20 protein-coding genes are annotated in these 25,503 nt (G+C 46.6%); 10 read left to right on the top strand and 10 right to left on the bottom strand.

The window, feature by feature from the left end; genetic code table 11:
• Positions 1–65: 65 nt before the first annotated feature.
• From KWJ01_RS25970 to KWJ01_RS25960, 3 genes are read right to left on the bottom strand one after another with little or no spacing between them, the layout of a single operon-like run.
• The gene (locus KWJ01_RS25970) at positions 66–977 is read right to left on the bottom strand and encodes an AEC family transporter (protein WP_225000057.1); all 912 of its coding nucleotides are present in this window, start codon (positions 975–977) and stop codon (positions 66–68) included.
• Entirely contained in the window at positions 977–2,308 is a 1,332-nt protein-coding gene (locus KWJ01_RS25965) for an HTTM domain-containing protein (RefSeq protein WP_225000056.1), read from the bottom strand. The genes KWJ01_RS25970 and KWJ01_RS25965 overlap by 1 nt, the downstream gene beginning before the upstream one ends.
• Positions 2,277–2,597, bottom strand: coding sequence for a hypothetical protein (locus KWJ01_RS25960; RefSeq protein WP_225000055.1), 321 nt, complete (start codon positions 2,595–2,597; stop codon positions 2,277–2,279). The genes KWJ01_RS25965 and KWJ01_RS25960 overlap by 32 nt, the downstream gene beginning before the upstream one ends.
• Before the next feature lie 536 nt (positions 2,598–3,133).
• Here KWJ01_RS25960 and KWJ01_RS25955 point away from each other — a divergent pair.
• The 3 genes from KWJ01_RS25955 to KWJ01_RS25945 all read left to right on the top strand — a co-directional run bounded on the left by KWJ01_RS25955 (position 3,134) and on the right by KWJ01_RS25945 (position 5,327).
• Positions 3,134–3,583: a hypothetical protein gene (locus tag KWJ01_RS25955; protein WP_225000054.1), complete on the top strand. Its 450-nt coding sequence runs from the start codon at positions 3,134–3,136 to the stop codon at positions 3,581–3,583.
• Positions 3,584–4,084: 501 nt separating this feature from the next.
• Positions 4,085–4,570 carry a hypothetical protein gene (locus tag KWJ01_RS25950; RefSeq protein WP_225000053.1) on the top strand — a complete coding sequence of 162 codons (486 nt, stop codon included), beginning with the start codon at positions 4,085–4,087 and terminating at the stop codon, positions 4,568–4,570.
• Between the two features lie 154 nt (positions 4,571–4,724).
• The gene (locus tag KWJ01_RS25945) at positions 4,725–5,327 is read left to right on the top strand and encodes a TetR/AcrR family transcriptional regulator (RefSeq protein ID WP_225000052.1); all 603 of its coding nucleotides are present in this window, start codon (positions 4,725–4,727) and stop codon (positions 5,325–5,327) included.
• Positions 5,328–5,407: 80 nt separating this feature from the next.
• On the opposite strand, the gene KWJ01_RS25940 is transcribed toward KWJ01_RS25945, so the two are convergent.
• The 5 genes from KWJ01_RS25940 to KWJ01_RS25920 all read right to left on the bottom strand — a co-directional run bounded on the left by KWJ01_RS25940 (position 5,408) and on the right by KWJ01_RS25920 (position 10,727).
• Complete coding sequence (locus tag KWJ01_RS25940; RefSeq protein WP_225000051.1) at positions 5,408–6,016, bottom strand: Ezrin/radixin/moesin family protein; 609 nt, start codon at positions 6,014–6,016, stop codon at positions 5,408–5,410.
• 175 nt (positions 6,017–6,191) lie between these two features.
• Positions 6,192–7,595: a class II fumarate hydratase gene (fumC, locus tag KWJ01_RS25935; protein WP_225000050.1), complete on the bottom strand. Its 1,404-nt coding sequence runs from the start codon at positions 7,593–7,595 to the stop codon at positions 6,192–6,194.
• 248 nt (positions 7,596–7,843) lie between these two features.
• Positions 7,844–8,212: a cupin domain-containing protein gene (locus KWJ01_RS25930; RefSeq protein WP_225000049.1), complete on the bottom strand. Its 369-nt coding sequence runs from the start codon at positions 8,210–8,212 to the stop codon at positions 7,844–7,846.
• Positions 8,213–8,215: 3 nt separating this feature from the next.
• On the bottom strand, positions 8,216–9,835 hold the full coding sequence (locus KWJ01_RS25925; RefSeq protein ID WP_225000048.1) for an ATP-binding protein: 1,620 nt from the start codon (positions 9,833–9,835) through the stop codon (positions 8,216–8,218).
• A 94-nt stretch (positions 9,836–9,929) separates the two neighbouring features.
• On the bottom strand, positions 9,930–10,727 hold the full coding sequence (locus tag KWJ01_RS25920; protein ID WP_225000047.1) for a DUF1963 domain-containing protein: 798 nt from the start codon (positions 10,725–10,727) through the stop codon (positions 9,930–9,932).
• A gap of 177 nt (positions 10,728–10,904) precedes the next feature.
• Here KWJ01_RS25920 and KWJ01_RS25915 point away from each other — a divergent pair, with 177 nt between their 5' ends.
• From KWJ01_RS25915 to KWJ01_RS25885, 7 genes are all read left to right on the top strand, one after another.
• Positions 10,905–12,935: a transglutaminase domain-containing protein gene (locus KWJ01_RS25915; protein ID WP_225000046.1), complete on the top strand. Its 2,031-nt coding sequence runs from the start codon at positions 10,905–10,907 to the stop codon at positions 12,933–12,935.
• Positions 12,936–12,943: 8 nt separating this feature from the next.
• On the top strand, positions 12,944–14,875 hold the full coding sequence (locus KWJ01_RS25910; RefSeq protein ID WP_225000045.1) for a DUF3857 domain-containing transglutaminase family protein: 1,932 nt from the start codon (positions 12,944–12,946) through the stop codon (positions 14,873–14,875).
• A 238-nt stretch (positions 14,876–15,113) separates the two neighbouring features.
• Positions 15,114–17,021 (top strand): M1 family metallopeptidase, encoded by a 1,908-nt coding sequence (locus KWJ01_RS25905; protein ID WP_225000044.1) that lies wholly within the window; start codon positions 15,114–15,116, stop codon positions 17,019–17,021.
• 254 nt (positions 17,022–17,275) lie between these two features.
• Positions 17,276–17,701 (top strand): response regulator, encoded by a 426-nt coding sequence (locus KWJ01_RS25900; protein WP_225000043.1) that lies wholly within the window; start codon positions 17,276–17,278, stop codon positions 17,699–17,701.
• A gap of 288 nt (positions 17,702–17,989) precedes the next feature.
• Positions 17,990–20,095, top strand: coding sequence for an OmpA family protein (locus tag KWJ01_RS25895; protein WP_225000042.1), 2,106 nt, complete (start codon positions 17,990–17,992; stop codon positions 20,093–20,095).
• Positions 20,096–20,155: 60 nt separating this feature from the next.
• Complete coding sequence (locus KWJ01_RS25890) at positions 20,156–21,337, top strand: AIR synthase related protein (protein ID WP_225000041.1); 1,182 nt, start codon at positions 20,156–20,158, stop codon at positions 21,335–21,337.
• Between the two features lie 113 nt (positions 21,338–21,450).
• The gene (locus KWJ01_RS25885; RefSeq protein ID WP_225000040.1) at positions 21,451–23,019 is read left to right on the top strand and encodes a glycosyltransferase; all 1,569 of its coding nucleotides are present in this window, start codon (positions 21,451–21,453) and stop codon (positions 23,017–23,019) included.
• Between the two features lie 27 nt (positions 23,020–23,046).
• Here the strand turns inward: KWJ01_RS25885 and KWJ01_RS25880 are convergent, their stop codons facing one another.
• Positions 23,047–23,691 (bottom strand): hypothetical protein, encoded by a 645-nt coding sequence (locus KWJ01_RS25880; protein WP_225000039.1) that lies wholly within the window; start codon positions 23,689–23,691, stop codon positions 23,047–23,049.
• 266 nt (positions 23,692–23,957) lie between these two features.
• Entirely contained in the window at positions 23,958–24,440 is a 483-nt protein-coding gene (locus KWJ01_RS25875; protein ID WP_225000038.1) for a methylated-DNA--[protein]-cysteine S-methyltransferase, read from the bottom strand.
• Positions 24,441–25,503: the final 1,063 nt, after the last annotated feature.

Below are 25,503 nucleotides of genomic sequence, written 5' to 3'. Positions count from 1 at the left end.
CTATAAAAGTAATGCAAAAAGACAAGAGCAGTAGATGTTGATTACTAATGCTGGCATGCTGATATTCACACCACCCACATCAGCAGCCCATACCACAGTGCCAGCGTTAGGAAGGAAAGCAGGATGCCCAGGCTAAGGGTCTGGCGCACCATGGGCGGGTTAAGTCCGAACTGCTCGGCAATCAGCGAGGCAGTTACCATAGGACCCATGCCAGCTTCCATCACACTGCCAATGGCCATAAAACTACGCTGCTGTAAAATAAAGAGGTAGAGGATAAAGATCAGCAGGGGGGCCAGCAGTAGCTTATAGGCCAGCCCTACCAGAATTTCTTTCTGTGGGCGTAACAGCGCCTTTACCTCCAGCTGCAGCCCTACGGCTAAAAGTGAAAAGGGAACCACGAGCAAGCCCACCCAATGGAGTATTTGCAGTATAATGCCCTGCGGAGCTACGTTAAGGGCGTTCATGGCAAAGGCAGCTACAAAAGCCAGGAAAGGCGGAAAGCGCAGGAGGCGTTTCACCAGCGATTGTGGCGATATGGTATCGCCGGCGTACCAGGAGGCTGCTACTATGCCCAGTGTGGAGAGGCAGGCAAAGGAGCCGGGCTGATCGGCCAGAATGGCTACCTCTACACCGGCAGCTCCCCAAAGGGCATTCATTACAGGTATGCCCACAAAAGAGGTGTTGCCAAACCCACAGCTTAAAATAATGCCACCCTTGGTTTTACGCTCCCAGCCTAGTTTACGGCCCAGGGCGCTAAAGCCCAGCCAGGCCAGGGCGAATATAAGCCAGGGCATTAAAATTGGCAGCAGTTGCTGTTCATTGAGCTGCAGGAGTGGTATTTTTTCCAGTACCAGTGCCGGCAGCGATACATATATAACTATTTTGGTAAGCAGGCGGGCAAGCCCGGCCATGGAGCCAAACCGTTGCAGCAACAGCCCTCCTCCAAAACAAGCAGGTATAATCAGCAGGCTTAGCATTAGTCTTCTTCAAAAGGTAATACCCAACTGTATGGGCCCAACCGACGCGACTCCTGCGAAAGGTTAACAGTGGTATCGGTTAGCAACAGGTTGGGGCGGCCGTTAAATTCAACGGAGCAGTGTGCGTACACTTCTACTCCCTCATAGCCATCACGGGCGTATTTATCGCGGATGTGGTGTGCCAGCTCCAGGATCATATCCGGTTTACCGGTCATGCTACGGTATTGGTGTGGGGTAATGTAATTCCTGGGGTCTACCTGCCACTCCTCACCGCTGGCAGGGTCTACTACTCTGTAATATATGCTACCGCCCCGCTTGGAGCGCAGCATCATATGCCAGCTAAAATTATGGCCTGCCTCTGTCCAGCTGCTGTTGCCGGCATAAGTGTACTGCCGCAGGGGCACTGCAATTTGCACCAGCATGTACAGGGCCAGGAATACAGCAATGGCTTTCTTCGCTGCAGGTTGCAGCAGCTTATTGAAATTGAGGGGTACATAGGCTGGCAGCTTTTTTCGCAGCAGGGGCAGTTTACGAAAGCTGTGAGGCGGGAAGAACAGGGCCGTCATGGCCATGCTGTACCAGGGAAAGGTGCCAATGCCAAAAATGCAGACGTTGGTAAAGTGGAAGGTAAGGGCAATGAAAAAGGTCCAGCGGCGGGTAAAGCGCCAGAGCATCAGGGGCACCACCAGCAGATCGAAGGCAGCGCCGCCCCAGCTCATTACGTACGGAAGCCAGGGTTGTGCCAGCAGCGGGCCAATGATAAAGTAATGAGACCTGGCCGGCAGCCATATGTTGAGGGGAGTGCCCCTGAACCAGTCGGGGTTTAATTTGGCAAGCCCGGCAAAAATATAGACTACGCTGATCTGGAAAAGCAGTATCCACAGTGTCCAGGCCGGTACTGAGCTTTGTTCCAGCCGGGGCTTACGCCTAACATCCAGCGACCAGGCTTTGTGGGCCGGAATAAAGATCATCAGGAAAGCAGTAAGGCAATAGAGGTAGGTGTGGTTTATGTAAACCGACTTTTCCATCAGGAAAGCTGAGGTGGTTCCCAGGCAAAGCAGCAGCGCACTAGCCCGGTAGTATAGACCTAAGGTTACAAAGAGGGCCATCAGCACATTGAATGCAAAATGCAGGTGCATCCAGAAGGAGGGCCAGGGCTTTAGCCACTCAAAAAAGAGGTAAGAGAAATGAAAGTCCGTGTGGAAGTAATCGGCGCCATAATCGGTTATGATTTCGCCGGCAAGTTCAATGGTTATCAGGCCGCCAACAACTACCCTGAAAAAAACAAGGGGAGCAATGTCAATAGGCCGAAACAGCTTTTTTAAGATCACCGTCTGCTGCTTTCCTGTGTTTCTCAAAGTTAATCACATCCAGCAACATATCAACTACATTTTCGGCGGCAGCAGATTTGTACCCACTGTACTGCACTGCTACAACCTCTCCGGTAACCGATTCAAAAACGATCTGGCCTTTGCGGATTTGCTGCGGCAATGAATAAATAAGGATTTCCAGCAGGTTTTTGCCTAACCCGTTTCCGTAGGCGCTTTTAATCTTCCAGGTTAATTTTTGCTCTACGGCTAGCTTATTCAGCAGGTTGATGATGGTAAATTTGTCGCTCATATCAGCTTAAAAAATAGTCGGTACTCATTATACTGTATCTGCAAGGTTCAGGTTAGGTTAAATTGCTGATTTTTTTTGTATTAACTCACTTTTTTATATAAAAAATTAGGTTTTGCCTGCTATATATCCGGGTAAATCATCATGTAAATAGCGCTATGTGGTATACTAATATGAGTAGACTATTCTGGATGAAAGCCGCGTATTCCGTATGATAACTACTTTAAAGTGAGAGCTTATGCTCCGTTTTTGATGCTAATACGGCTGCTGACCTGATCTGCTCATGCGGCGGGACTTGTGGGATGAGAAACTAATTATTGGATAAATATTCGTATAAATTGTTATTTTTTGCTAGATTTCACTCCTTGTCCAGTTCAATCAGCCTTACTGTGTTAAAAAATCTGGCAATAGCCAGCTACATGAGTTTACGGGTTTTATGAACACAGCCATTGTGTCCGTTCCCTGGTACCTGGTTAAGTAGGGCTAAATAAGACTGCCGTTCTGAAAAGCACAATGTTCTACACTTGCTAGTATACTCTATGACTGATATTGCTATGCCCATGGAAAAGATCATAACAGTAGAGCAGGCACAAACGCTGTACGATGCTTCCAATAAAATAATTAAAATGACTTTTATTGGCGATATGTCTGATGATTCCTATAAAGCTTTCTGGACAAAAAGCATTGATTTTGCTGAAAAGCAACAGGTTAACAGGATTATAATAGACCAGCGGCAAATTGGAAATGTAAGCTTTAATGCCCGTGGCTGGGTGGTGATCAGTGCGTTTCCGCGTGTAAAAAAAGTATTGCCTAACAATATGGCCGCAGCTATATTGGGTAGCGAAAAAATTATGCAAAAAACCGGTATGCAGTACCTGTTAAAGGCTTTCCGTACCCTTACTGGCTATACCGTAGAAATTTTACCAGACCAGGAAGAAGCGGTAGCTTTTCTTAGAAAAGTAAACAATCTGGTAAAAGTACCTGCATGAAAAGCTAGCTTAGGCTGTGCATCACCCATACCCTTTGGCCTTGAAAAGCGTTCAGCAGACACAGCCCGGCTTAAATTTTTCATTCTACTCTACATTCCCAAACAGTCTTTTTTGAGCTTTGCTGTATATGCGCCCGTATATACTGCAGGCCTGCTATATGCTGCATAATCGTTACCAATGCAAGTATGCAGCATTCAGCAGTTTAAAGGCTTGTTTTGCCCTACCAGCTTTAGTTTAATTTTGAGCTTTACCATAACCTAAAGCACTACCAATTGTGTAGGAGTGCCGGTAATGCGGCAGGCTGTACGGCACCTTAAATCAGTAAAAACATATTGGCCAATAAGATGTATAATAAGAGGAACTTATTTGTGCCGTTAGTACCGTATGCCAGCACACAAGCCTGCAACATTTTACTGCTATTGTAATTTTATCACATAGGCATTAGAGGGTGCAGATGGCTTATTTACGTGTAGAGGCATGTAGGTTAAAATTTAAAATTATATGAAGAGGCTTTTTTACATATTAGGTTTTCTGTTATTGCTGGGAACAACGCAGGAGCTGCAGGCGCAGCAGTACAACACGGGGCTTGGCCTAAGACTTTCGCCATTCTGGGGGGTTACAGCCAAGCATTTTTACAGCAGCACAGATGCAGTGGAAGGTATCTTGCACAGCAGATGGAATGCATTTAAACTCACAGGCCTGTGGGAGCGTCATGCCAGGGCTTTTGATGAGCCCGGCTTGTATTTTTATTACGGGGGTGGTGCTCATCTGGGGGCTGCCAATGGTCGCTACTATAACGATCGCTTTTATAGTAGCAGCAGGCTTATTGTAGGTGTTGATGGTATCCTGGGCATAGAATACACCATTCAGGACCATTCCATTCCAATCAATGCTTCGCTGGACTGGAAGCCTGCCTTAGAATTTTCGCCCTTTGCTGGTTTCTGGGGCGGAGAAATTGCGCTTTCGGTGCGTTACCTGTTCAGGTAATATTATGCTAATCCTTTTTTACCTACCTGCTTGTATGTGATCAGGATGTGTGATTATTTTACTCCTGACCAGCTTTTTTAACACCGCTGCAGCTGGCAGACTGTTATAAGGAATAGCTTAAACTCACTTATTAAATCCACACGCAGGCAAGTATATGAAACGCACCAGGTCTGAAGCAGAGGAAACACGGAATCGCTTGTTGCAGGCTGGTTTATCGGTGTTCTTAGAGCGTGGGTTTGACCGCACCAGCCTGGAAGAAATTGCCCAGCGGGTAGATATGACCCGTGGTGCTGTATACTGGCATTTTAAAGATAAGCTGGCGCTGTTTGAGGAACTGGTGGAGAAACGCTTAAAACCTACGCAGGAGCAGCTGGAAAAGCTGCTTAAAGACGAGGAAATACCGCCACTGCAAAAAATCACTTCTTTCTTGAAGCAGGCTTTGCATCTGCTGGCAGAAGATGAAGAATACAGGCTATCGCAGCAGCTGCTGAATAAAAGCTGCAATGCCCTTCCGGAGCTGGTTTCGCACTATTCTTTATGGCAGGAAAAGTATCTGCTGGCGCTTGAACAGTTGTACTGGCAGGCGCAGGCCGACAGGGCCGTAATGGCACACATAAGCCCGCGTTACCTTGCCACCTATACGCTGTCGGTAGTAAATGGCATTTGCCAGCATTTACTGGAAAGTGATGAGACGGTAGCAGAAAAGCGCCGCATGGCCGATCAGGTGGTGTTTTTGTTTATGCGTAGCCTGCAATAAAAAAGCGCTCCCTTACTAAAGGAGCGCCAGTGCGTAATCGTTAATCAAACTGTGCAGAACAAGTTTTTTGGGAGCAGTGCTTAAATCACACCTTCCAGTACATCTTTCAGCGGAACGCGCTGACCATCTTTATAGGCTACGATCCAGGCATCTTTAACACCCATTTCACGCAGGTATTTTTTAAACTTATCGGCTTCCCAGTAATCTGTAAAGGTACCCAGGGTATAGCGCTCGGTGGTGTTGTCTACTTCGCCATCAAAGCTGCCGTTGTTCTCAAAATATTTTGTCAGGTTTTTATTGCGGAATGCACCAATCTGTACCTTAAACGCAACACCTTTTACAACACGAGTACTTTTGCCGCTGATGTCCATGTTGTTGGCTTCCTGTACCTGGGCAGCTTTGGTTTCTGCCAGCTGGTTTTGCAGGTCTTTTACTTCGGCATTCAGGCGCTCTGCTTCGGTTGTTTTTTCGTTGGCCCTGGCCTGCAGGCTGCTTACCTGTGAATTAAGGCTGGCTACCTGGCTTTCCAGGCTTTCCTTTTCTTCTACCAGTTTTTTGAAAGCCTCTACATCAAGGTCTTTCATCTGTTTTTTCCACTCTTTCTTTTCTTTCTTGGAAAGCTGAGCGCTGGCGTTGTAGGTGAGGCCGAAACACAGCAATACAACAATGGCTAATACTGCTTTTTTCATGTTTATTTCCACAGTTAAGTTTCAAAAGCTATAAATAGGCATGCAAAGTACAAAATCAGAACAATACATTTAATGAACTGAATCTAAAGAACTTGGCGTATGTAAGCTTTGCCCTTAAAAAACAAAAAACCGGCGGTTACCTTCCGCCGGTTTTCCTTATCATCTAAAGGTGGGTTTATTTTTTTAAACTGCCAATCATATCTTCAGGCCTTACCCATTCATCAAATTGCTCGTTTGTGAGCAAGCCGAGGTCCAGGGCAGCCTGGCGCAGGGTGGTGCCTTCCTTATGAGCCTTTTTAGCAATTTTAGCGGCATTATCGTAGCCAATATGCGTGTTTAAGGCTGTAACCAACATCAGGGAGTTCTCCAGGTGCATCTTAATACGCTCCTGGTTAGCCTCAATACCTACTGCACAGTGGTCGTTAAACGACTGGCAGGCATCGCCCAGCAGGCGGGCAGCCGTTAACAGGTTGTAGATCATGAGCGGCTTAAACACGTTCAGTTCAAAGTGGCCATTCATGCCGCCAACGCTTACGGCAACATCGCAACCCAGCACCTGGGCACATACCATGGTAAGGGCTTCGGATTGGGTTGGGTTAACTTTGCCCGGCATAATAGAAGAACCCGGCTCGTTTTCCGGAATAACAATTTCGCCAATACCACTGCGCGGACCACTGCTAAGCATGCGAATGTCGTTGCCTATTTTCATAAGGCTTACGGCCAGCTGCTTAAGGGCTCCCATACTTTCTACCACGGCATCGTGGGCGGCAAGGCTTTCAAATTTATTTTCTGCTGTGCGGAAGGGGTGGCCAGTAAGTTCGGCAATCTTTTTGGCAACGGCCACATCGTAACCTTCGGGGGTATTAAGGCCGGTACCAACGGCTGTACCGCCCAGGGCCAGCTCGCTAAGGTGGTCCAGGGTATTGCGCAGGGCTTTCAGACCATGATCCAGCTGGCTTACATAGCCACTAAACTCCTGGCCCAGCGTAAGGGGGGTGGCATCCATAAAGTGGGTGCGGCCAATTTTAACCACCTCCATAAAAGTATCGGACTTTTCCTTTAAGGTGTTTCGCAGGTTTTCTACACGCGGAATGGTATACTCTACCAGCATTTTATAGCCGGCAATGTGCATGGCAGTAGGGAAGGTATCGTTACTGCTCTGCGACTTGTTTACATCGTCGTTGGGGTGGATGCTCTTTTTCTCATCATCGAGTTTGCCTCCGCCTTTTACATGGGCACGGTTAGCAATTACCTCGTTCACGTTCATATTGCTTTGGGTACCGGAACCGGTTTGCCAGATCTTGAGCGGAAACTCTGCATCAAGCTCGCCGCGCAGAATTTCTTCACATACATCTGCAATTTTCTGTGCTTTTTCCTGAGTGAGCACTCCCAGGTCGGCATTGGTAAGCGCAGCAGCTTTTTTCAGGTAAGCAAATGCATATATAATTTCAATGGGCATTTTCATGGTATCGCCGCCAATCTCAAAATGGTGCAGCGAGCGCTGGGTCTGTGCACCCCAGTACTTGTCGGCGGGTACCTCTATGGGTCCCATTGTATCGCGTTCGGAACGGTATTGCATAAGATTTAAGCGTTTAGAGTTAAGTAAGTGTAACTGGTTTATTTAGTAAAATCTATCATGGCACGATCAGAAGTGAAGCCCGCGCCGGCACTTTGGCCTGCAGCAAAGCTTGTATCTGAATGATGCTTCAATACTAAATACTCAATACGCAATACCAAAATGTAAAGGGCAAAAAATGTGAAAGCGGGCGCTTTTCCGGATGCCGGCTCTGCGAATCTTCCCTTAGCTGGAGCGGCGAAGCGAACAAACTACTCTTCTTCCCGGTGCACGGTATCCGGAGAGAAAGCCGGCAGGCACACCGATATGTATTCGTTTTCTTCACTAAAAGGATTGCTGTAGCGAATACGGGCTCCTGCTTTGATAAGGATAGATTCTCCCGCATGAAGTTCTACAGTTTCGCCGTCTATCTCAATCTGCTTGCGTCCACGCAGCATCAGGGTTACCTCGTCAAACTCGGGTGTCTGGTGGGGCTCGCTCCAGCCGGGGGGTGCCACCATACGGGCAACACTAAAGCGCTGCTCGCCGGTGGTAGCCTGGCCAAAGTGCTCCAGTATTAGCTTATTGCCGGGTACCGGCACCCGGAAGGGCTGCTTTTGTAAAGTATAGTTTTTTGCCATACCCTAAGATAATCCCTGCGGGGACAATTTTTTGATCTTGGTACCCGGATTTTCCTCCGGTAGTTTAACAGGGCGGGTATGGCGGTTGCTGTTACCCTTTTTGTTTGGCAGGCTAAAATAGAAAGTGGCACCCTCGCCGGGTTTAGACTCTGCCCAGATCCTGCCCTCGTGCCGTTCGATAATACGCTTTACGGTTGATAAGCCCACGCCCGTACCTTCAAAGTTTGTGCCGGTGTACAGTCGCTTGAATGGCATAAAGAGCTTATCTGCCTCAGACATATCAAATCCTACCCCATTGTCACGTACATAACAAAGGGTGTAGCCATTATCTTCATGGGTGCCAACCTGTACTTCAGCATTAGGATTTTTAGAGCTGTATTTTGCCGCATTTGTCAGCAGGTTTTGCATAACGGAATGCATCAGCGTTTTATCTCCCCATACATACATATTGGGGGCTATGGTAAACTTTATGTTTCTCTTGCCTGTGTTGATGTTTTCAATTACCTGGTGGCAAAGTGCTGTTAAGTCTATCTTGCAGTAATTGATTTCGGTTTGCCCGATTTTGCCCAGGTTAAGCAGATGACTCACCAGTTCGGTAAGCTTTTCGCTCGATTGTACAATTAGCTGAAGCAGGTAGCGGTCTTTATCAGAAATCTGGCTTTCGTTGCTGATCAGCAGGAGGGAAGCCAGGCCACTGATTCGCCCCAGGGGGCTTTTCAGGTCGTGAGATACGGCATAAGTAAAAGCCTCAAGCTCCTCATTTACCTTTCTGAGCTCCTGCAGGGTTTTTTGCAGCTTTCTTTCAGCTAAGATCTTATCTGTGATATCTGAATTTACAGCAATGGCACCAATGATTTTATTCTCCAGGTAAACAGGAGCTGCGGCACAGCGAATGTAAACGTCTTTGCCGCTAATCAGATGCGTAATGATAATCTCCTGAACCACACGTTCGCCACGCAGTGCTCTGGAAAAAGGATCTTCGGAAACAGGAATCTGGTTTCCGTTTTCTGCATAACGGGCATTAAGCTTGCTGATAAAGCTGCTTACCTGCCCCTGTACATCTCTTTCCGGGCTGTAGCCGATCATTTCCAGCGCAGGCCGGTTTACTTTATATATGCCGTTTTGGTCACCCATGTATACGCCATCGGGAATGCTATCCAAAACCGCCTCCTGCTCCTGCGTGGAGTGTGATAAGGCATGTAAGGTTTCCTGTAATTTTTTTCCGGCAATTATACGTTCGGTAATATCTGTTAAGATAAGGATGGCACCTACTACAGTATTATTCTCCCAGATAGGCGCTGCGGCACAGCGGCTGTAAATGGGCAGGCCTGTTTCGTGGTTGGTGTGCCTAAGCTCCGTTACAGTACGCTCACCCCGCAGTGCTTTGGAGAAAGGGCCTTCACCGGGTATAACCTTTTCTCCGCTTTCGAGAAAGCGAAAGTTAAAGGCTTTGATAAAAGAGGCTAAACCTTCAGGTACTTCTTTTTCACTGCTAAGGCCCATCATTTTCAGGGCTATATCATTCACTCGCTTGATTCCCTCTGTATCTCCAATAAAGACAGCATCCGGCAAGCTATTGAGTAGTGCATCTATACTTTGATTATAAAAAATATGCTGTTCCAAAATAAGGGTGTTTCGAATTATATATTAATCGTTAGTATTTACTTTTTGTTACGTATGCCATTTTCTTTGCCATGTAAGAAAATGGCTAAAAACGTCAGTAGCTCGACCAGCCAAACGCCAGCATATTTTTATGAAGGCGGCATTGGTGCAGATGGGCAATACCTGCATCACCAAACATATAGGGGAGGTGGTGATTGGAGTCAAGCTGAAAGATCATCTGCATTTGAATGCCACATTCCGGACACTTCGGGTACTCCACTCCCTGCACCCAGTAGGGCCATCCGCCCAGCTTGTCTGCTGCTTTGGGTACCGCAGTCTCTTCGTTTTCCAGCTCCTCTACCTCCTGCTCGGATAGGCCTGCAGCGCCCTGTTGCATTTCGTGCCAGTCGGGGTAATCTTCGTTCTCTACCCAGTCGCTTACCAGCCGCACCGGAAACTGCCTGGGAATGGCTTTAGCGGGCAGGGTAACATCCGTACTGGGTATTACGGTGGTTCTGGCCAGCTGGCTTTTTGCAAAGGGTTGCCACGCCTGGCACTCAGTTTCGCAGTGAGGGTGCTGGTTGGTGCAGTAAAAAAGCTGGATAAGTTTATCAGGCTCCAGGTCCAGATCGCAGTTCTCGGGGAGTGAGGCAGGATTTATTTGCAGAAACAGGGTTAGCGGTTCCTGGCAGTTGTTGCAAACAGGATAGTTCTCACCTGGTGCCAGGTAAGCAGTGCCCCCAATTTTAGTGGCCAGTGCTTCATCATCAACATCCTCCTCTACAAAAGGCATCCAGGTGGTACGCTTATAGGGCGCTATTTTATCGAGCAGCGGCATTTTACCCCCATCAGTATTTTCCCCTGGTTGCTTATTTTCATCAAAAATCCCTAAGAACTTATCAAATAATCCCATCCTTTTAGCTTGACCGTTAGGCATTTATACGAATGTAAAAAGAAATAGATCTGTAAAAAAGAAGTAAAGTTTTTACAGTTTAATATTACATCTGTTGTTATAATAATTGCTATACCCCTTGAAAAAAATTAGCTTTATCTGCTTTTAACCATCTATACGCAACTTTAACCAAAAGCTATGAACGTAAAGCCGTTGTTTCTGGCTACAGCATTTGCCTTGTTATCAGGTATTGCATGGAGCCAGTCTGCACCTATGAAATGGGGTAAGATAGATCAGCAGGATCTGGAAATGAAAGTGTACGAGCCTGACACTACTGCCCCGGCTGTAATTCTGGGAGATTATGGTGAGGCTTATTTCACCTACAACAACGAAAAGGGTTTTCAGCTTAATATTAAACGCCATGTGCGCATTAAGATTCTGAAAACTGAGGGCCTGGAGCAGGCTAATATTGAAAACCTTCTTTACCAGAGCACTAGCATGCTTAAAGAAGAAATGCTTTCTGTAAAGGGTGTTACCTACAACCTTGTAGATGGAAAGGAAGAAAAGAGCAAACTATCTAAAAGCGATGTGTTTGTAGAAGAATACAACGAAAGATCTAACCTGCACAAGTTTACCATGCCTAATGTAAAGGTTGGCTCAGTGCTGGAATATGAGTACCACAAGCTTAGCGATTTTATCTACAGCTTTGAGACCTGGGTTTTTCAAAGTACCATTCCAACGCGCTGGAGTGAGTTCAGGGCAAGAATTCCCGAGTACTTTGGGTACAAAAACTTTATGAGCGGCCACTATTCGCCTGTTATCAATGAAAGCGAAAGCTACCAGGACAGGTTTGACTATCGTGGAGAATCACTTCCGCAGGCGGGTGGCCAGATAGAAAGATATAGCGGTACCATTACCCCATATGGTACCAAATACCGCTGGGCCATGGAAAATGTACCGGCGCTTAAGGAAGAAGCCTATATCACCACGCTCTCCGATTATGCCTCTAAGCTTGAGTTTGAGCTGAACTACACCAAGTATCCGAATCAGACCATAAAGTATTTCAGCAGCGACTGGGATAAACTTAGCAGGGAGTTTCTAGAAGCTAACAGGTTTGGCGGAGAGCTTAAAAAGCAGAAGCATGTAAGCAGCCTGGTGGCATCGCTTACAGCAGGCAAAGAAAAGCCGGAAGAAAAAATACAGGCTTTGTATGCCTATGTGCAGCAAAATGTTAAGTATAACGGCCAGGAGCGGGTGTACATGAGCAAGGGCTTTAAAGAGGTACTGGCTACAAAAGAGGGCAATGCTGCAGAAATTAACCTGCTGATGACTGCCATGCTCCGTGAGGCAGGTCTGCAGGCCAATCCGGTGATCATGAGTACGCGCAGGCATGGCCGGATCAACCCGGTAATTCCTCTGGAGAAGGACTTTAACTATGTGGTCTGCCATGTGGCCATGGGTGACAACCAGTACATTCTTATAGATGCCACAGATCCTTTTCAGCCACTTGGCACGCTACCCTACCGCTGCATGAACGACAGGGGCCGGCTTGTTGGAGAAGGTTTTACAAGCTGGGTTACCCTGCTTAATACTGAAAAGTGGTCGTCTTTTATAAAGGCTAAATTAAAAGTAATGCCCAATGGTACCATGACGGGCACCCTCTCTTATCTGCTGGATGGCTACGAAGCAGTGAACGTGCGTAAAAAGATGTTCAGCGACGGAGAGGATAAGTACATGGAAGAATTCTTTGGCAAAAGGGGTAACTGGCTGGTAAAGGAACACAAGGTAGATAACTTTGAGAATGTTTATAAAAAGCTGGAGGAGCACTTTACACTGGAGATAAGGGACAAGGCCATTCCTGCAGGCGATAAGCTGTATGTTGCGCTTTTGCCTGAGGGAGTTGAAGAGAACAGTCCTTTTAAAATGAATGACCGCAAGTTTCCGGTAAACTTTGGCTGCCCTACAGAAGATATGCTCATGTATGAAATAGAGCTGCCGGAAGGGTATGTGGTGGAGCAAATTCCAGATCCTGCTATGTTAGTGCTGCCCGATAAATCTGCCATATTCCGCTTTAATGTTGCCCAGCTGGGAAATAAGCTAAGCGTTACCAGTTCGCTGCAAATTAAAAAGCCTGTGTATGCCGCCGAAGAATATGGCGCCTTAAAGCAATTTTACCAGCTGATGCTGGCCAAGCAGAATGAGCAGGTAGTGTTGACGAAGCAAAAATAAACAGGCAGATGCGAATAAAACTTTACACACTGCTGATAACAATGAGCCTGCTGCCCTTGCAGCAGGCTTTAGCGTTTGCCGGGCCAGGCAATAAATACCCGGCTGCCCAGATTCCTGAAGAGCTGAAGAAAGGGGCCAATGCCGTTATCAGAGAAGAAGTTACCACCTTCCGGATTTTAAGTACCGGAAAAGCGGAGGAAACACTAAAAAAAGTGGTTACCGTGCTGAACCCTCAGGGCGATGACGAAGCCCTGATGTTTGCGCCCTATGACAAACTGAATAAGCATAAAAAGTTAGAAGGGGTGCTGTATGATGCCAGTGGCAAGCAGGTTCGTAAGCTGAAGAGCAGCGATGTTTCCGACCAGAGCTACCTTGATGGCGGCCTGATTAATGATAACAGGTACAAAACTGCCAGGCTTAAACATACCAGCTACCCATATACAGTAGAATGGTACAGAGAAGGGGAGACAACAAACATGATGTTTTACCCCCAGTGGCAGCCACCTGTTGACGAAAAAGTAGGAGTGGAACAGGCACAGCTGGAGATCATTTGCCCGCCAGGATTTACCCTGCGGCATCGTACCCATAAGCTGCAGGAACCACAAATTTTTGATGAAGCAGGTGGCAGCAAACGCTATCAGTGGAAAGTAGAAAAGCTGGCGCCTGTAGCGCCCGAACCCTATGCTTCTTACTGGCAAAGTGCAGCCTATGTTTTAACGGCTCCGGTAGATTTTGAGGTAGAAGGTTACAAAGGGAATATGGAAAGCTGGCAGCAGCTGGGTGTATTCATGAATCAGCTTTTAAAAGGCAGAGATGTTTTAACACCAGAGGCTGAAAATACGATAAAGCAGCTCACCGGTGGTTTAGCCACTCCTGAAGAAAAAGTAAAAGCTGTGTATGAATACATGCAGCAGAACACACGCTATGTTAGCATTCAGCTGGGTATTGGCGGCTGGCAGCCATTTGAGGCATCCTTTGTACACCAGAAAGGCTATGGCGACTGTAAAGCACTTAGTAATTATACCAAGGCACTTTTAAAAAGCATAGATATTCCTTCTTACTACACAATTATCCATGCCGGTGCCGACGGAACAAACAGCGTTCTTGAAGATTTTCCAAAACGCTATTTCAACCATGTTATTCTTTGCGTGCCGCTGGAGAAAGATACGGTATGGCTTGAGTGCACCAGCCAGACCAAACCTTTCAACCATATGGGCAGCTTTACTGGAAACAGAAAAGCCCTGCTGGTTACAGAGCAGGGAGGCAAGCTGGTAAATACACCTGTTTACAGTGCAGCAGATAATTACCGCTATACTAAAACCATTGTAGACCTGGAAGATGATCAGCCGCAATACAAGCTTTCCCGTCGCTTTGGGGGTATACAGTTCGATTTGCCCTATGAGGTGATGCGGGCAGATCCGCAGATTCAAAAAAAGTGGTTGTACGAGCACTCCGACCTGCCCAATGTGAGTATAAATCAGCATAAGCTGAAAAGAGCCGACGGAGCAGAGCCAGTTATGCTGCTGGAGGCCGGGGGTGTGCTGCAGGAAAAACAAATGCGCTCCGGCACCCGCATGTTTTTACCCCTAAGCCTCAACAGGTTTCCGGTAAATACTCCAAGGCCCATGGCAAACCGCAAAACAGATTTTGAGCAGGAGTGGGGCTACACCTACTCCGATACGCTTGTATACAAAGTGCCGGCCGCTTACACACTGGAGCACCTGCCAGAACCACAACATATTAAAACAGAATTTGGCGAATATGAGCTGAAAGCCGAATACAAAAAAGGAGAGCTCATCAGCATTGCTACCTTCAGGATTGATGATGGCCGCTATGCCGCAGCCAGGTATGCAGATTGGGTTGCCTTTGTACAGCAAGTAAAAAGTGCCCATGCTACAAAAGCAGTGTTGGTGCAGGCGCCCCAGGCTGCTTCTGAATAAATTCAGGGGTTAAAGTAAAGTCTAAAGATGTTTGCAGCCAGCGGATTTTTCCGCTGGCTGTTTTATTGTAAAGCTGTTCCTGAAATATAGCAGCAGCCAGCCTGCTAGCAGGAGCCGCACAAAGCCTGATAGCTAGACCTTAAAGAGGCTTTACTGCAGCTTGTTGCCTGCTGATATGGCCAAAAAAAGAGGTGGTTACATTTTTTCCTATATTCGGGCAAACAAACATCTTTTTTTTATGATTCTCAGGATGCTGTCCCTGGCCTGTATAGCAGGTGTAATGATCACCAGCTGTGCCGGCCCTAGCGAACAAACTGCTAATGAACCTACTATATCTAAAGTTGTGCAAGATATTCACTCCTATGCCCGGCCCGACCAGGCCATTGTTAAGCATCTGAACTGGGATGCCCAGGTAGATTTCGGTAAAAAAGAAATTGTAGCTGTAGCCCGCTTAGACATAGAAGCTGCCAGCGGAGCAAGTGAGCTGGTTCTGGATACCAAGGGTCTGCAGATAGAACGTGTAACCCTGGGTGAGCAGGAAGAAATGGGCACCTTTGAGATGGGTGAGTTCAACGAGCACATGGGCAGTGCACTTAAAATAAACATCAAGCCTGATACAAAGCGGGTTAATGTATATTACAGAACCGGCGCCGATGCCGAGGCCCTGCAGTGGCTCTCTCCTGAGCAAACAGCAGGCAAGGAACATCCATTCCTTTTTACGCAGTCGCAGGCTATACTTGCCCGCAGCTGGGTACCTATACAGGATTCGCCGGGTATCCGCTTTACCTACGAGGCTACCGTGCAGGTGCCCCCTGCACTTATGGCACTTATGAGTGCCGAAAACCCTATGCAGCGTAATGAGTCCGGGGTGTATAAATTTAAAATGGATCAGCCAATTCCGGCTTACCTGCTGGCCCTTTCGGTAGGTGATCTGGAGTTTGCCCCCATCAGCACCCGTACGGGTGTATATGCAGAGCCTTCCATGATCAAAGAATCTGCCTATGAGTTTGCAGAGCTGGATAAAATGCTGGTAGCAGCAGAAGAGTTGTATGGCCCCTACCGCTGGGAGCGCTACGACCTGATTGTGCTGCCACCAAGCTTCCCTTTCGGGGGTATGGAAAACCCAAGGCTAACTTTTGCAACACCTACCATTCTGGCCGGCGATCGTTCTTTAACCTCGCTGGTGGCTCATGAGCTGGCGCATAGCTGGAGTGGCAACCTGGTAACCAATGCAACCTGGAATGATTTCTGGCTCAATGAAGGCTTTACCGTATATTTTGAGCGCCGTATTATGGAAGCACTTTACGGCAAAGATTACGCTGACATGCTGGCAGTGCTGGGCAGGCAGGATCTGGAAGCAACCATTGCGCAGCTAAAAGAAGAAAACAGAGCAGCAGATACAAAGCTGTACCTGGACCTGGAGGGCAGAAGCCCCGATGACGGCATGACAGACATTGCCTATGAAAAAGGCTACTACTTGCTCCGTTACCTGGAAGACCAGGTGGGCCGCGAAAAGTGGGATGCATTCCTGCGCGAGTACTTCAGTGCCAATGCTTTTGAAACCATGACCACCGAAGCCTTCCTGAGCTATCTGTCCGAAAATCTGCTGGAGCCCAATAACCTCAATGCCGAGCAGCTGGGGCTTAAACAGTGGATTTATGAAGAGGGCCTGCCTGCTAGTGTGCCAGCTGTAACATCGGAACGTTTCCAGCAGGTAGAGCAGGCACTGCAGCAATGGAAGGGGGGCACTCCTGCCAGCCAGCTAAATACAAAAGACTGGTCGTCGCACGAGTGGCTGCACTTTATCAGAAACCTGCCACAGGAGCTTAACCAGCAGCAACTGGCAGAGCTGGATGCTGCCTTTGGATTTACCAATTCCGGTAATTCTGAAATTTTGGCAGCCTGGTTTATACATGCCATCGCCCATGAGTATGAGCCTGCTTATAGTGCCCTGGACAGGTTCCTGAACAAGGTGGGGCGCCGTAAGTTTTTGGCTCCTATCTATAGAAAGCTGGCAGAAACCGAAAAAGGAAAAGAGCTGGCCCTCAATATATATCGCCGTGCGCGAACCAATTACCATTTTGTATCAAGCAGTTCCATTGATAAAATAATTGGTTATCAGGAATTGGAGGAAAAAGCTGAGTAATGTAATGTTTGTATATAAAAAGAATATTTTGTTTTTGCTGGGAAAGGCAAAAAATGCCTTTGCTTTCAGATTTAAAGGGAGCAGGCTTAGCGGAAGACTATAAAATAAACTATTTGGCTGTAAGATGAAAATTGGATTTTGCTAAAGAGATAATCTAGTTTTTTATATCTTTGTATACTACAGTTGGTACATAATTTGTGCTTACGGGGAGGGAAATGCATTGTTTGTGCTGTAATTTTAGCGTGAAGTAGCAAATGAGCCAGGAGAAGATAAACCGCATTATGCTGGTAGACGATGATGAGATTCATAGCAATCTTTGCTATGAGCTTATCTTGCGTGCAGGGATTGCCAACAGCGTTACCATTTTTAACGATGCTGAAGAGGCGCTCTCCTACCTGAGAAATAACGTCGGAAATACCGAGGAGCTTCCAGATCTTATTTTTCTGGATATCAATATGCCGTTTATGGATGGCTGGGATTTCCTGGATGCCTACGAGGAGTTCAGGGAAAAAATGGGAAAAGACATTATGCTGATCCTGCTTACCTCATCTGTTTATAAAAACGATATTGAGAAAGCCAAACAATACAAGGCGGTAGCAGAGTACATTAAAACACCCATCTCTATCGATAAGCTGATTCAGACAAGAAATGATTATTTTAAGCATCTGAAAACAGCCTGATATCAAAGAGCTGACGTTCCAAAAACGTCAGCTTTTTTATTTTTTTATCCCTGAACAAATAATGTTGTTATTATCCGGCGAAAAAAGTGAAAACAACATACAGGAAGCGTCTTTAAAACGTTATTCTTTGCGGTAAAATACTTAACTTTCAAAAGAAGCCCCATTTGTACTGCATGGCAACAGTGAAATCTGGCAGCATACGCCTGTGTTTTCCGTTGCATTAGCCTGTACTACAAAAAAAGTAACCTAGCTCAACTACTGTAAAAGGGTGCGAATGCTGAAGATAATATGAGAAAAGATCAATTTTTAAATCTGTGGTGTGTACTATTGGTGTTGCTGGTTGCAAGCTGTAGTCCTTACAAAAAGGGCTTACAGAGCTATCAGCTGGGAGAGTACCAGGTAGCGATTGAACAGTTTAAGAAAGCGGGTGATAACAATCCCAAGGCCAATTTCTATATAGCCGAATCGTACAGACTATCTAACCGCATTGGAGAGGCAGAGCCTTACTATGCTGCTGCACTGCAGGGAGGTTTGCAGGATGAGGAAGCCCGCTTCTACTACGGCTATGCCATGAAGGCAAACAGCAAATACACCGAGGCCCGCCAGCAGTTCCAGGATTACCTGGGAAGCTCGCCCCGGAACGAGGAGTATAAGCAGCGTGCAAACAAAGAAATAAGCAACCTGCAGGCCTTAAGTGATATTCTGAGCCGCGAGCCTGTTTTCAAAATTAAGCACCTGCCCAACATCAATACACCTGAATCTGAATACGGTGCTGTTGCCCGCGGTAACGAATTATACTTTACATCTTCGCGCAGCGACGACAGAACAAACAAGGCTACTGGTAAATCATTCACCAACCTGTACAAAGCAAATGTAGGCCAGGCCATGGAAGTAGTACCTACAACGGTACAGGAGCTGCCCGAAGCCTTTAACCTGGCCGACCGTGCAGAAGGTACCATTGCCTTTAGCCCCGATGGTAACACCATGGTATTTGCCAGGGGTAATGCTAAAGGTAAAAAAGGAGGAGAAGAAGTAAACCTGTATGTGAGTTACTTCCGCAATGAGCAGTGGAGTGAGCCACAGATCATGCCCATCAATGACCTGCGCTCCTGGGATAGCACCCCTGCTTTTAGCCGCAATGGCAAAACCCTCTATTTTGCCTCTAACCGCCGTGGCGGCATGGGTGGTGTAGACCTTTACTCCGCACAGATAGATGCCAGGGGTAACTGGGGCAGGGTTCAAAACCTTGGCAAAGAAATCAATACTGCAGGCAACGAAATGTTTCCCTATGTATCGGTAGATAATCGTTTGTACTTTAGCTCCGACGGGCACCCCGGCCTTGGCGGACTTGACCTGTTTATTGCAACCCGCCGCGATGGTAAAATTGTGATTGAAAACCTGAGCGAGCCAATGAACAGCCCTGCTGACGACTTTGGCCTAAGCTATTACACCCTCGATAAAGGCTACTTCTCGAGCAACAGGGATGGTGGTGCCGGCGATGACGATATCTACGCATTCATCAATAACTCGCCAGACCTTAAAATTGTGAACTATTACCTGGCTGGTGTAACCTACACTACCGATGATGAAGGAAAGCAGGTAGTGCTGCCTAATGTGCAGGTGCGCCTGATGGATAACGAGCAGCGCCAGCAGGACGTGGTGGAATCTGATGATCAGGGCCGCTTCCGCTTTCAGCTGGAAGAGGGTGTGCCGCAGTTCCTCATTATTGGCGAACGCCAGGATTACTTTACCACGCGTAAAGAAATACCAATGGATGGCCGTTACCTGGACCGCAAGACCTTGAAAGAGTTTAAAACAGATACTACCTATTATGCAGATCTAGTCCTGGATAAAATTGTACTGGACAGAGCAATTGTACTGGAGAATATCTACTACGATTTTGACAAAGCAGAAATCAGGCAGGATGCAGCCCGTGAGCTGGATAAGCTGGTAACCGTACTGCAAGATAACCCGCAGCTGGTTATTGAGCTAAGCTCTCATACCGACTCCCGCGGTGATGTGGCCTATAACATAGACCTGTCGCAGCGTCGCGCAGAATCTGCCGTACAGTACATTATCTCCAAGGGTGTGGAGCCCAGGCGGATTGCCGCCCGTGGTTATGGCAAAACAAGGCCTATCATAGAAAATGCAGAAACGGAAGAAGAACACCAGGTTAACCGCCGCACCGAGTTTAAGGTAACAGAAATCACACCAGAGGCGCAGGTGGTAATGCCACAACAGGATGCAACAGAAGATGAAGGTGTTCCCGTAGTTATTGATCCGGAACAGCAGCAGCAAGAGACTCCGGAAAGAAAAAGAGAGCCCAAAAAAGAAAGGCCTTCAAAGCCTGAACGTGATGCTGTTTTCGATGAGCTTAACGACGATGGCAGATAAAATCAGCAATTAATACCAGAACAATGCCCGGCTTGCCGGGCATTTTGTATTTTTGTTCCTATGCAGCAGGACCGTTACATGCAAAGAGGCGTAAGCGCCTCAAAAGAAGATGTTCATCAGGCCATCAGCAAACTGGATAAAGGCCTTTTTCCAAAAGCTTTTTGTAAAATTGTGCCCGATATGCTGGCCGGAGACCCTGATTGGTGTACCATTATGCATGCCGATGGGGCAGGCACCAAATCTTCGCTCGCCTGGCTTTACTGGCAGGAAACCGGCGACCTCTCCGTTTGGAAAGGTATTGCCCAGGACGCCATCATCATGAATACCGACGACCTGCTCTGTGTAGGGGCAATGGATAACATTTTGCTTAGCAGTACCATTGGCCGTAATAAAAACAGGGTTCCTGGAGAGGTTATTGCCGCCATTATTGAGGGTACCGAAGAGGTGTTGCAGCTGCTGCGCGACCATGGCATTGGCATATGGAGTACCGGTGGCGAAACCGCCGACGTAGGCGACCTGGTGCGCACCATTATAGTAGACAGTACCGTAGTGGCACGCATGCGCCGCAGCGATGTTATCAGCAACGACCGCATACAGGCCGGCGATGTTATTGTAGGCCTTGCCTCTTACGGGCAGGCCAGCTATGAGCGGGAGTACAATGGCGGCATGGGCAGCAACGGCCTTACCAGTGCCCGTCATGATGTTTTTGCCCACTACCTTGCCAATAAGTACAGCGAGAGCTTTGACCCTGCAGTACCCCGGGAGCTGGTGTATGCCGGCAGCAAAAAGTTAACAGATCCTGTAGAAGGCCTGCCTGCAGGTGTTCAGATGGATGCCGGCAAACTGGTGCTTTCGCCCACACGTACATATGCGCCGATATTAAAGGCCTTTATAGGCGAGCACAGGCAGCATGTGCATGGCCTGGTGCACTGCAGTGGTGGTGCCCAGACAAAAGTACTTCACTTTCTGCCGGATGGCCTGCGCGTCATCAAAGATAAACTGCTGCCCGTTCCTCCACTTTTCAGGCTTATTCAGCAGGAGAGTGGCACTCCAATGCAGGAGATGTTCAAGGTATTTAATATGGGCCACCGCATGGAGGCCTACCTCCCCGAGCAATATGCCGGTACCCTAATACAGATCGCAAACAGTTTTGGAGTAGAGGCCCAAATAGTAGGGCGAGTGGAAAAAGGCGAAAGAGGCGTAAGCCTGCAGCACGAAGGGCATACCTACGAGTATGTGTAAAGGGTGTAAAAAAGAAAGGAGTCTTTTGCGGCGGCAACGGCTTCAAGGCTTTGACATCATACTGCTTTAACCTCTTTATGCAATTTTAGGTTGAGTCTGTGGGGGCAGCAATCATGGAGATTAGTATCATAACCATTAACCTTAACAACAGCGCAGGTCTTGAAAGAACTGTCAGAAGCGTGCTGCAGCAAGAGTATAAGGAGATTGAGTATATAGTAATTGATGGTGGCTCTACAGATGGCAGTGTGGACATACTGAAGGAGTATGATGACCAGATAACCTACTGGATTAGCGAACAGGATAGCGGTATGTACGCTGCCATGAACAAAGGCATAAGGGCAGCTACCGGCAAATACCTGCTCTTTTTAAACAGTGGTGATTATTTGTGTGATGAGCAGGTTATTACACAACTGTTAATACATAGTCGAAAAGATACAGACCTAATATACGGAAACCTCCGACGGATTTTCCCAAATGGTATGCGGGATAGGGTAAAAATGCCTGATTCCATTACAGTAGAAACTATGGTAAAGGGCACCCTCTGCCATCCTGTTACCCTTATTAAGAAAAGCCTTTTTGATACTTATGGCCTTTATGATGAAAGTATCAGGATTGTTGCTGACTGGGCTTTTTTTCTGAAACTGATCATTAGTGGAAAGATAACAACACAATATGTAGATAGCGATGTGGCTGTTTACAGCATGGATGGTATCAGCAGTAAACTGTCTAACATTCCTCTGATAGAAGCTGAAAGAACCAAAATACTTCACCAACTCCTGCCACCGACTTATGCCTCTCTGATCAAGGAAGCTCATGAATCTTATTCACAAGCGCCCATTTATAGTGCTCAGATTATCCTGGAACGCCTGGAACATGCAAAGGGTTTGCCTCGCAGGCTTTTTCTGCCTGTAGCAAAATCAGTGGTTCGTGGATTGAAAGACCTTCGTTCCTTAAAAAGATCCCTGGAAACAGGCTTTGCTTTCAGAGCCTATAAAGCAGCGCATCAGAAATCCTGCTTTGCAATACCGATCATCATAAATAATCGCAACCATCTGACTTACCTAAAGCGGTTAATCTGTTCGCTGGAAAAAAGGGGGTACCGGAATATCTTCATCATCGATAATGCATCCAGCTATCCTCCATTGTTGGAGTATTACCGTCATATACCTTATAAAACGTTTTTTCTGAAGGAGAATGTTGGTTATTGTGCTCTCTGGGATACCCCAATTTTTGAACAGTTTAGAGATCAGTATTATGTATATACCGATAGCGATCTGGAGTTAGTAGAAGAATGTCCGGATGATTTCATGTTAGCTATGCATTATATGCTAAGCAGGCGCAGATACAACAGGGTGGGAAAAGTGGGGCTGTCATTGCTGATCAATGATTTACCTGCACAATATGAGAAAAGGCAGGAAGTAATTGACTGGGAAGGCCAGTTTTGGAAACAAAAGGTGGAAAGGCTGGCTTTTTCAGCACCCGTCGATACTACATTTGCACTGTACAGGCCTAATTGTTTTGGGCCCGCCTCTATGGTGCCGGCATTAAGAATGAATTATCCTTATAGCGTAAGGCACCTGCCCTGGTATGAGAATACCATTGATTTAAATGAAGAGCAGCAATACTACTATCGGCATGCCAGGGCGCCATCGCACTGGAGCAGTAAAGTACTTCCCCACTAGCCTTAGGTGCTCAATGCTGTAGATCAGCTAGTTAAGCGAATAAAAGCGCAGGAAGCGCACGAATTTTTTATAATTATCTATCACCGCCTGCGGAGCCCATTGTTTGTGCAGGTAATTCAGATAGGTCTTAACCAGTCTGTTAAAATCTGTACGGTGGGTCATTTTGGCAAGTGCTATGCCCTTAAAGCAGCGAACTACCTGGTTATTTAATAAATAGCAGGCCTGTTCCGGCTTTCTGTTAACAAGGCCGTCTATCTTACGCATCTTGTCAAAGCTTTCCAGAAACTTAAAGCCCTTGGCAGTCATAAACTCCTCTATGCGCTTACATACTGCTGAAAGATCCGCTTCATCCTTTACCAGAAAACGCTTGTAAGGTTGTTCGGTAAGCCTGCCGTAAGAGGCTGTAATGGTAGTGTTTTCCCTGTAACTAACAGGTAATTCCCTGATGAACTGACTTACCAGATCTTCAACAATATCCAGCCGAATGCCTAAATTCAGCTCAATGGTTTGTTCGTAGCGTGTGCCGTTTACTGCAATCAATGCTGCCCTGTAACCATTGCGCGTAGGGAGCCGGAACTGTTTATGAAATGGCAGAAGTTCGTATCCATTGTTCTTGAAAAGCGGGTTAAGGCTGTTATATATATGTTTTTCTTGAATATGTATCTCGTTCATAGGCTAAAAAATCAGTTTGGAAGTGTATTCCACAAGAACACTTACACAGTAAAATTTACGCGTAAGTGGGCATTAGGTTAGGCAACTGCCTGAAGAACAAGATTATTTTAGCCTGCAGCAGGATGTGACTCAGGCAAAAATTGCCTGATGCAGACAACTGGCCCGGGAAGTATAGCTAGGGGCCTGGCTACTAAAGGCTGCTGCCAGCATTTGGTACTCCAGATATAAAAAGTTATGAAAGTAAAGCCGGGGCAGGGGGGCGGGGATCAGCCAAAAAGGTTAAGCTGCAGTACCTGCTGTTCGTGCTGAAGAAGCCATTGTTTACGTAATAAGCCACCTGCGTAGCCCGTAAGTACACCATTGCTGCCAATAACACGGTGGCAGGGCAGTATTATCAGGCATGGATTCTGCGCATTAGCCATTCCTACTGCTCGGGCAGCTCCGTTTGCTCCTATGCGGTCGGCCAGTTGCGAATAACTAAGGGTATGGCCCCAGTTTATTGCATCGAGCGCCCTCCAGACCGATAGCTGAAAAGCAGTCCCCTGCAGGTCTAGTTTGAGATTAAACTGGTGGCGTAGCTGACAAAAATATTCTGTGAGCTGTTCAGCTGCCTCCTCTATACATTGAGGTACAGCCTCTCCTTTAGGATCAGGAGCAGCACCCTGATGAAAGCGGACTGATCTGACACCTGCTTCACTGCCAGTAATGAGTAAAGGTCCGATAGGAGAGTTGTAGAGTAATTCGTGCATTAAGGTCTTATAGCAGTACAAAGATAGAGAGGAGTACTGGAAAAACAATTAGTCGAATCCTATTTAATATACTTTTAATCCTTAAATGTGAAAGACCTTACTTCAAGTATTCTCGCTCTGGCATCTACAGATTGTTAAATGATCCACTTTATCTTTGCACCACTATCAGCAAAGCTTTACGTTGAAGTACAAAGTTTCTTTATGTGTTTCTACAGGATGTGGCTAAGGCCAACTGCTACCTCAGCAGCAAGTACTAGGGGCATAACGCTGGCTTTTGTGTTTCCTGTAATAGAAATCAGCAGTAGAAAGATCAGGGTCTGGAGTTGGCTCAAACGTTACCGGCCTTTGTTAATAAAGTCAAGCAATGCATTTATAACGTTTGCGGAATCGTTTGCAGTAAAAAATAGTTTTTTGATTAAAAATTAATTCTTCTCTTTATTATTAAATCATTATCTTGATATTAATAAAGAGGAATGGATCAAAAAATTCCTGTTTTTTTAACGTACCAATCAGCTTATTACGCTTGATTTTTTTGGTGTACAGTGGCTCAGCTGCTGAAGTTGAGCATACTTTTCATGTGGCTAAGGAGATGTTAACTCTATTTTTTTAGAGGATAGTTATAATGGCAGGGAAGGATTCTGCTTTTTTCTGGAATCAATAAATTCTCACTGTCTGAAATGCTTAGAAGGCTTCCCCAATTTCGGGTAACCAGCTTTTACTTATAATAATATTGATCGATTAAGAATTTCTACAACCCGCTATAACCAATAGCAAAGCTGCCCGGCTTCTGTAGTGCAATACGTCCTATACCTCTTCATATCTAAAGCCGGGCAGCATTTCCTTTAAAAAAACAATAATCATCTTTAAGGGCAGCAGTGATTCTGCAGCCCTGGAATGAGCATGAGCCAAAAAAAGGCTGCAGTTGCAGCCTGGAATTGTCGTTGTTGTTGATAAATATTAAAAGGGTAGTAAGGAGCGGGTGCTATAAGAAATCCTTTTTTTCACTGCTTTCCGTACAAATTTGTTGCTCCACAATGCCCTGGCACCTGCAATCATTATTGCT

It is taken from the genome of Cesiribacter sp. SM1 (assembly GCF_020178975.1).
In the GTDB taxonomy this organism is placed as follows: Bacteria; Bacteroidota; Bacteroidia; order Cytophagales; family Cyclobacteriaceae; genus Cesiribacter.
This window is presented reverse-complemented; position numbering and strand designations above follow the sequence as displayed.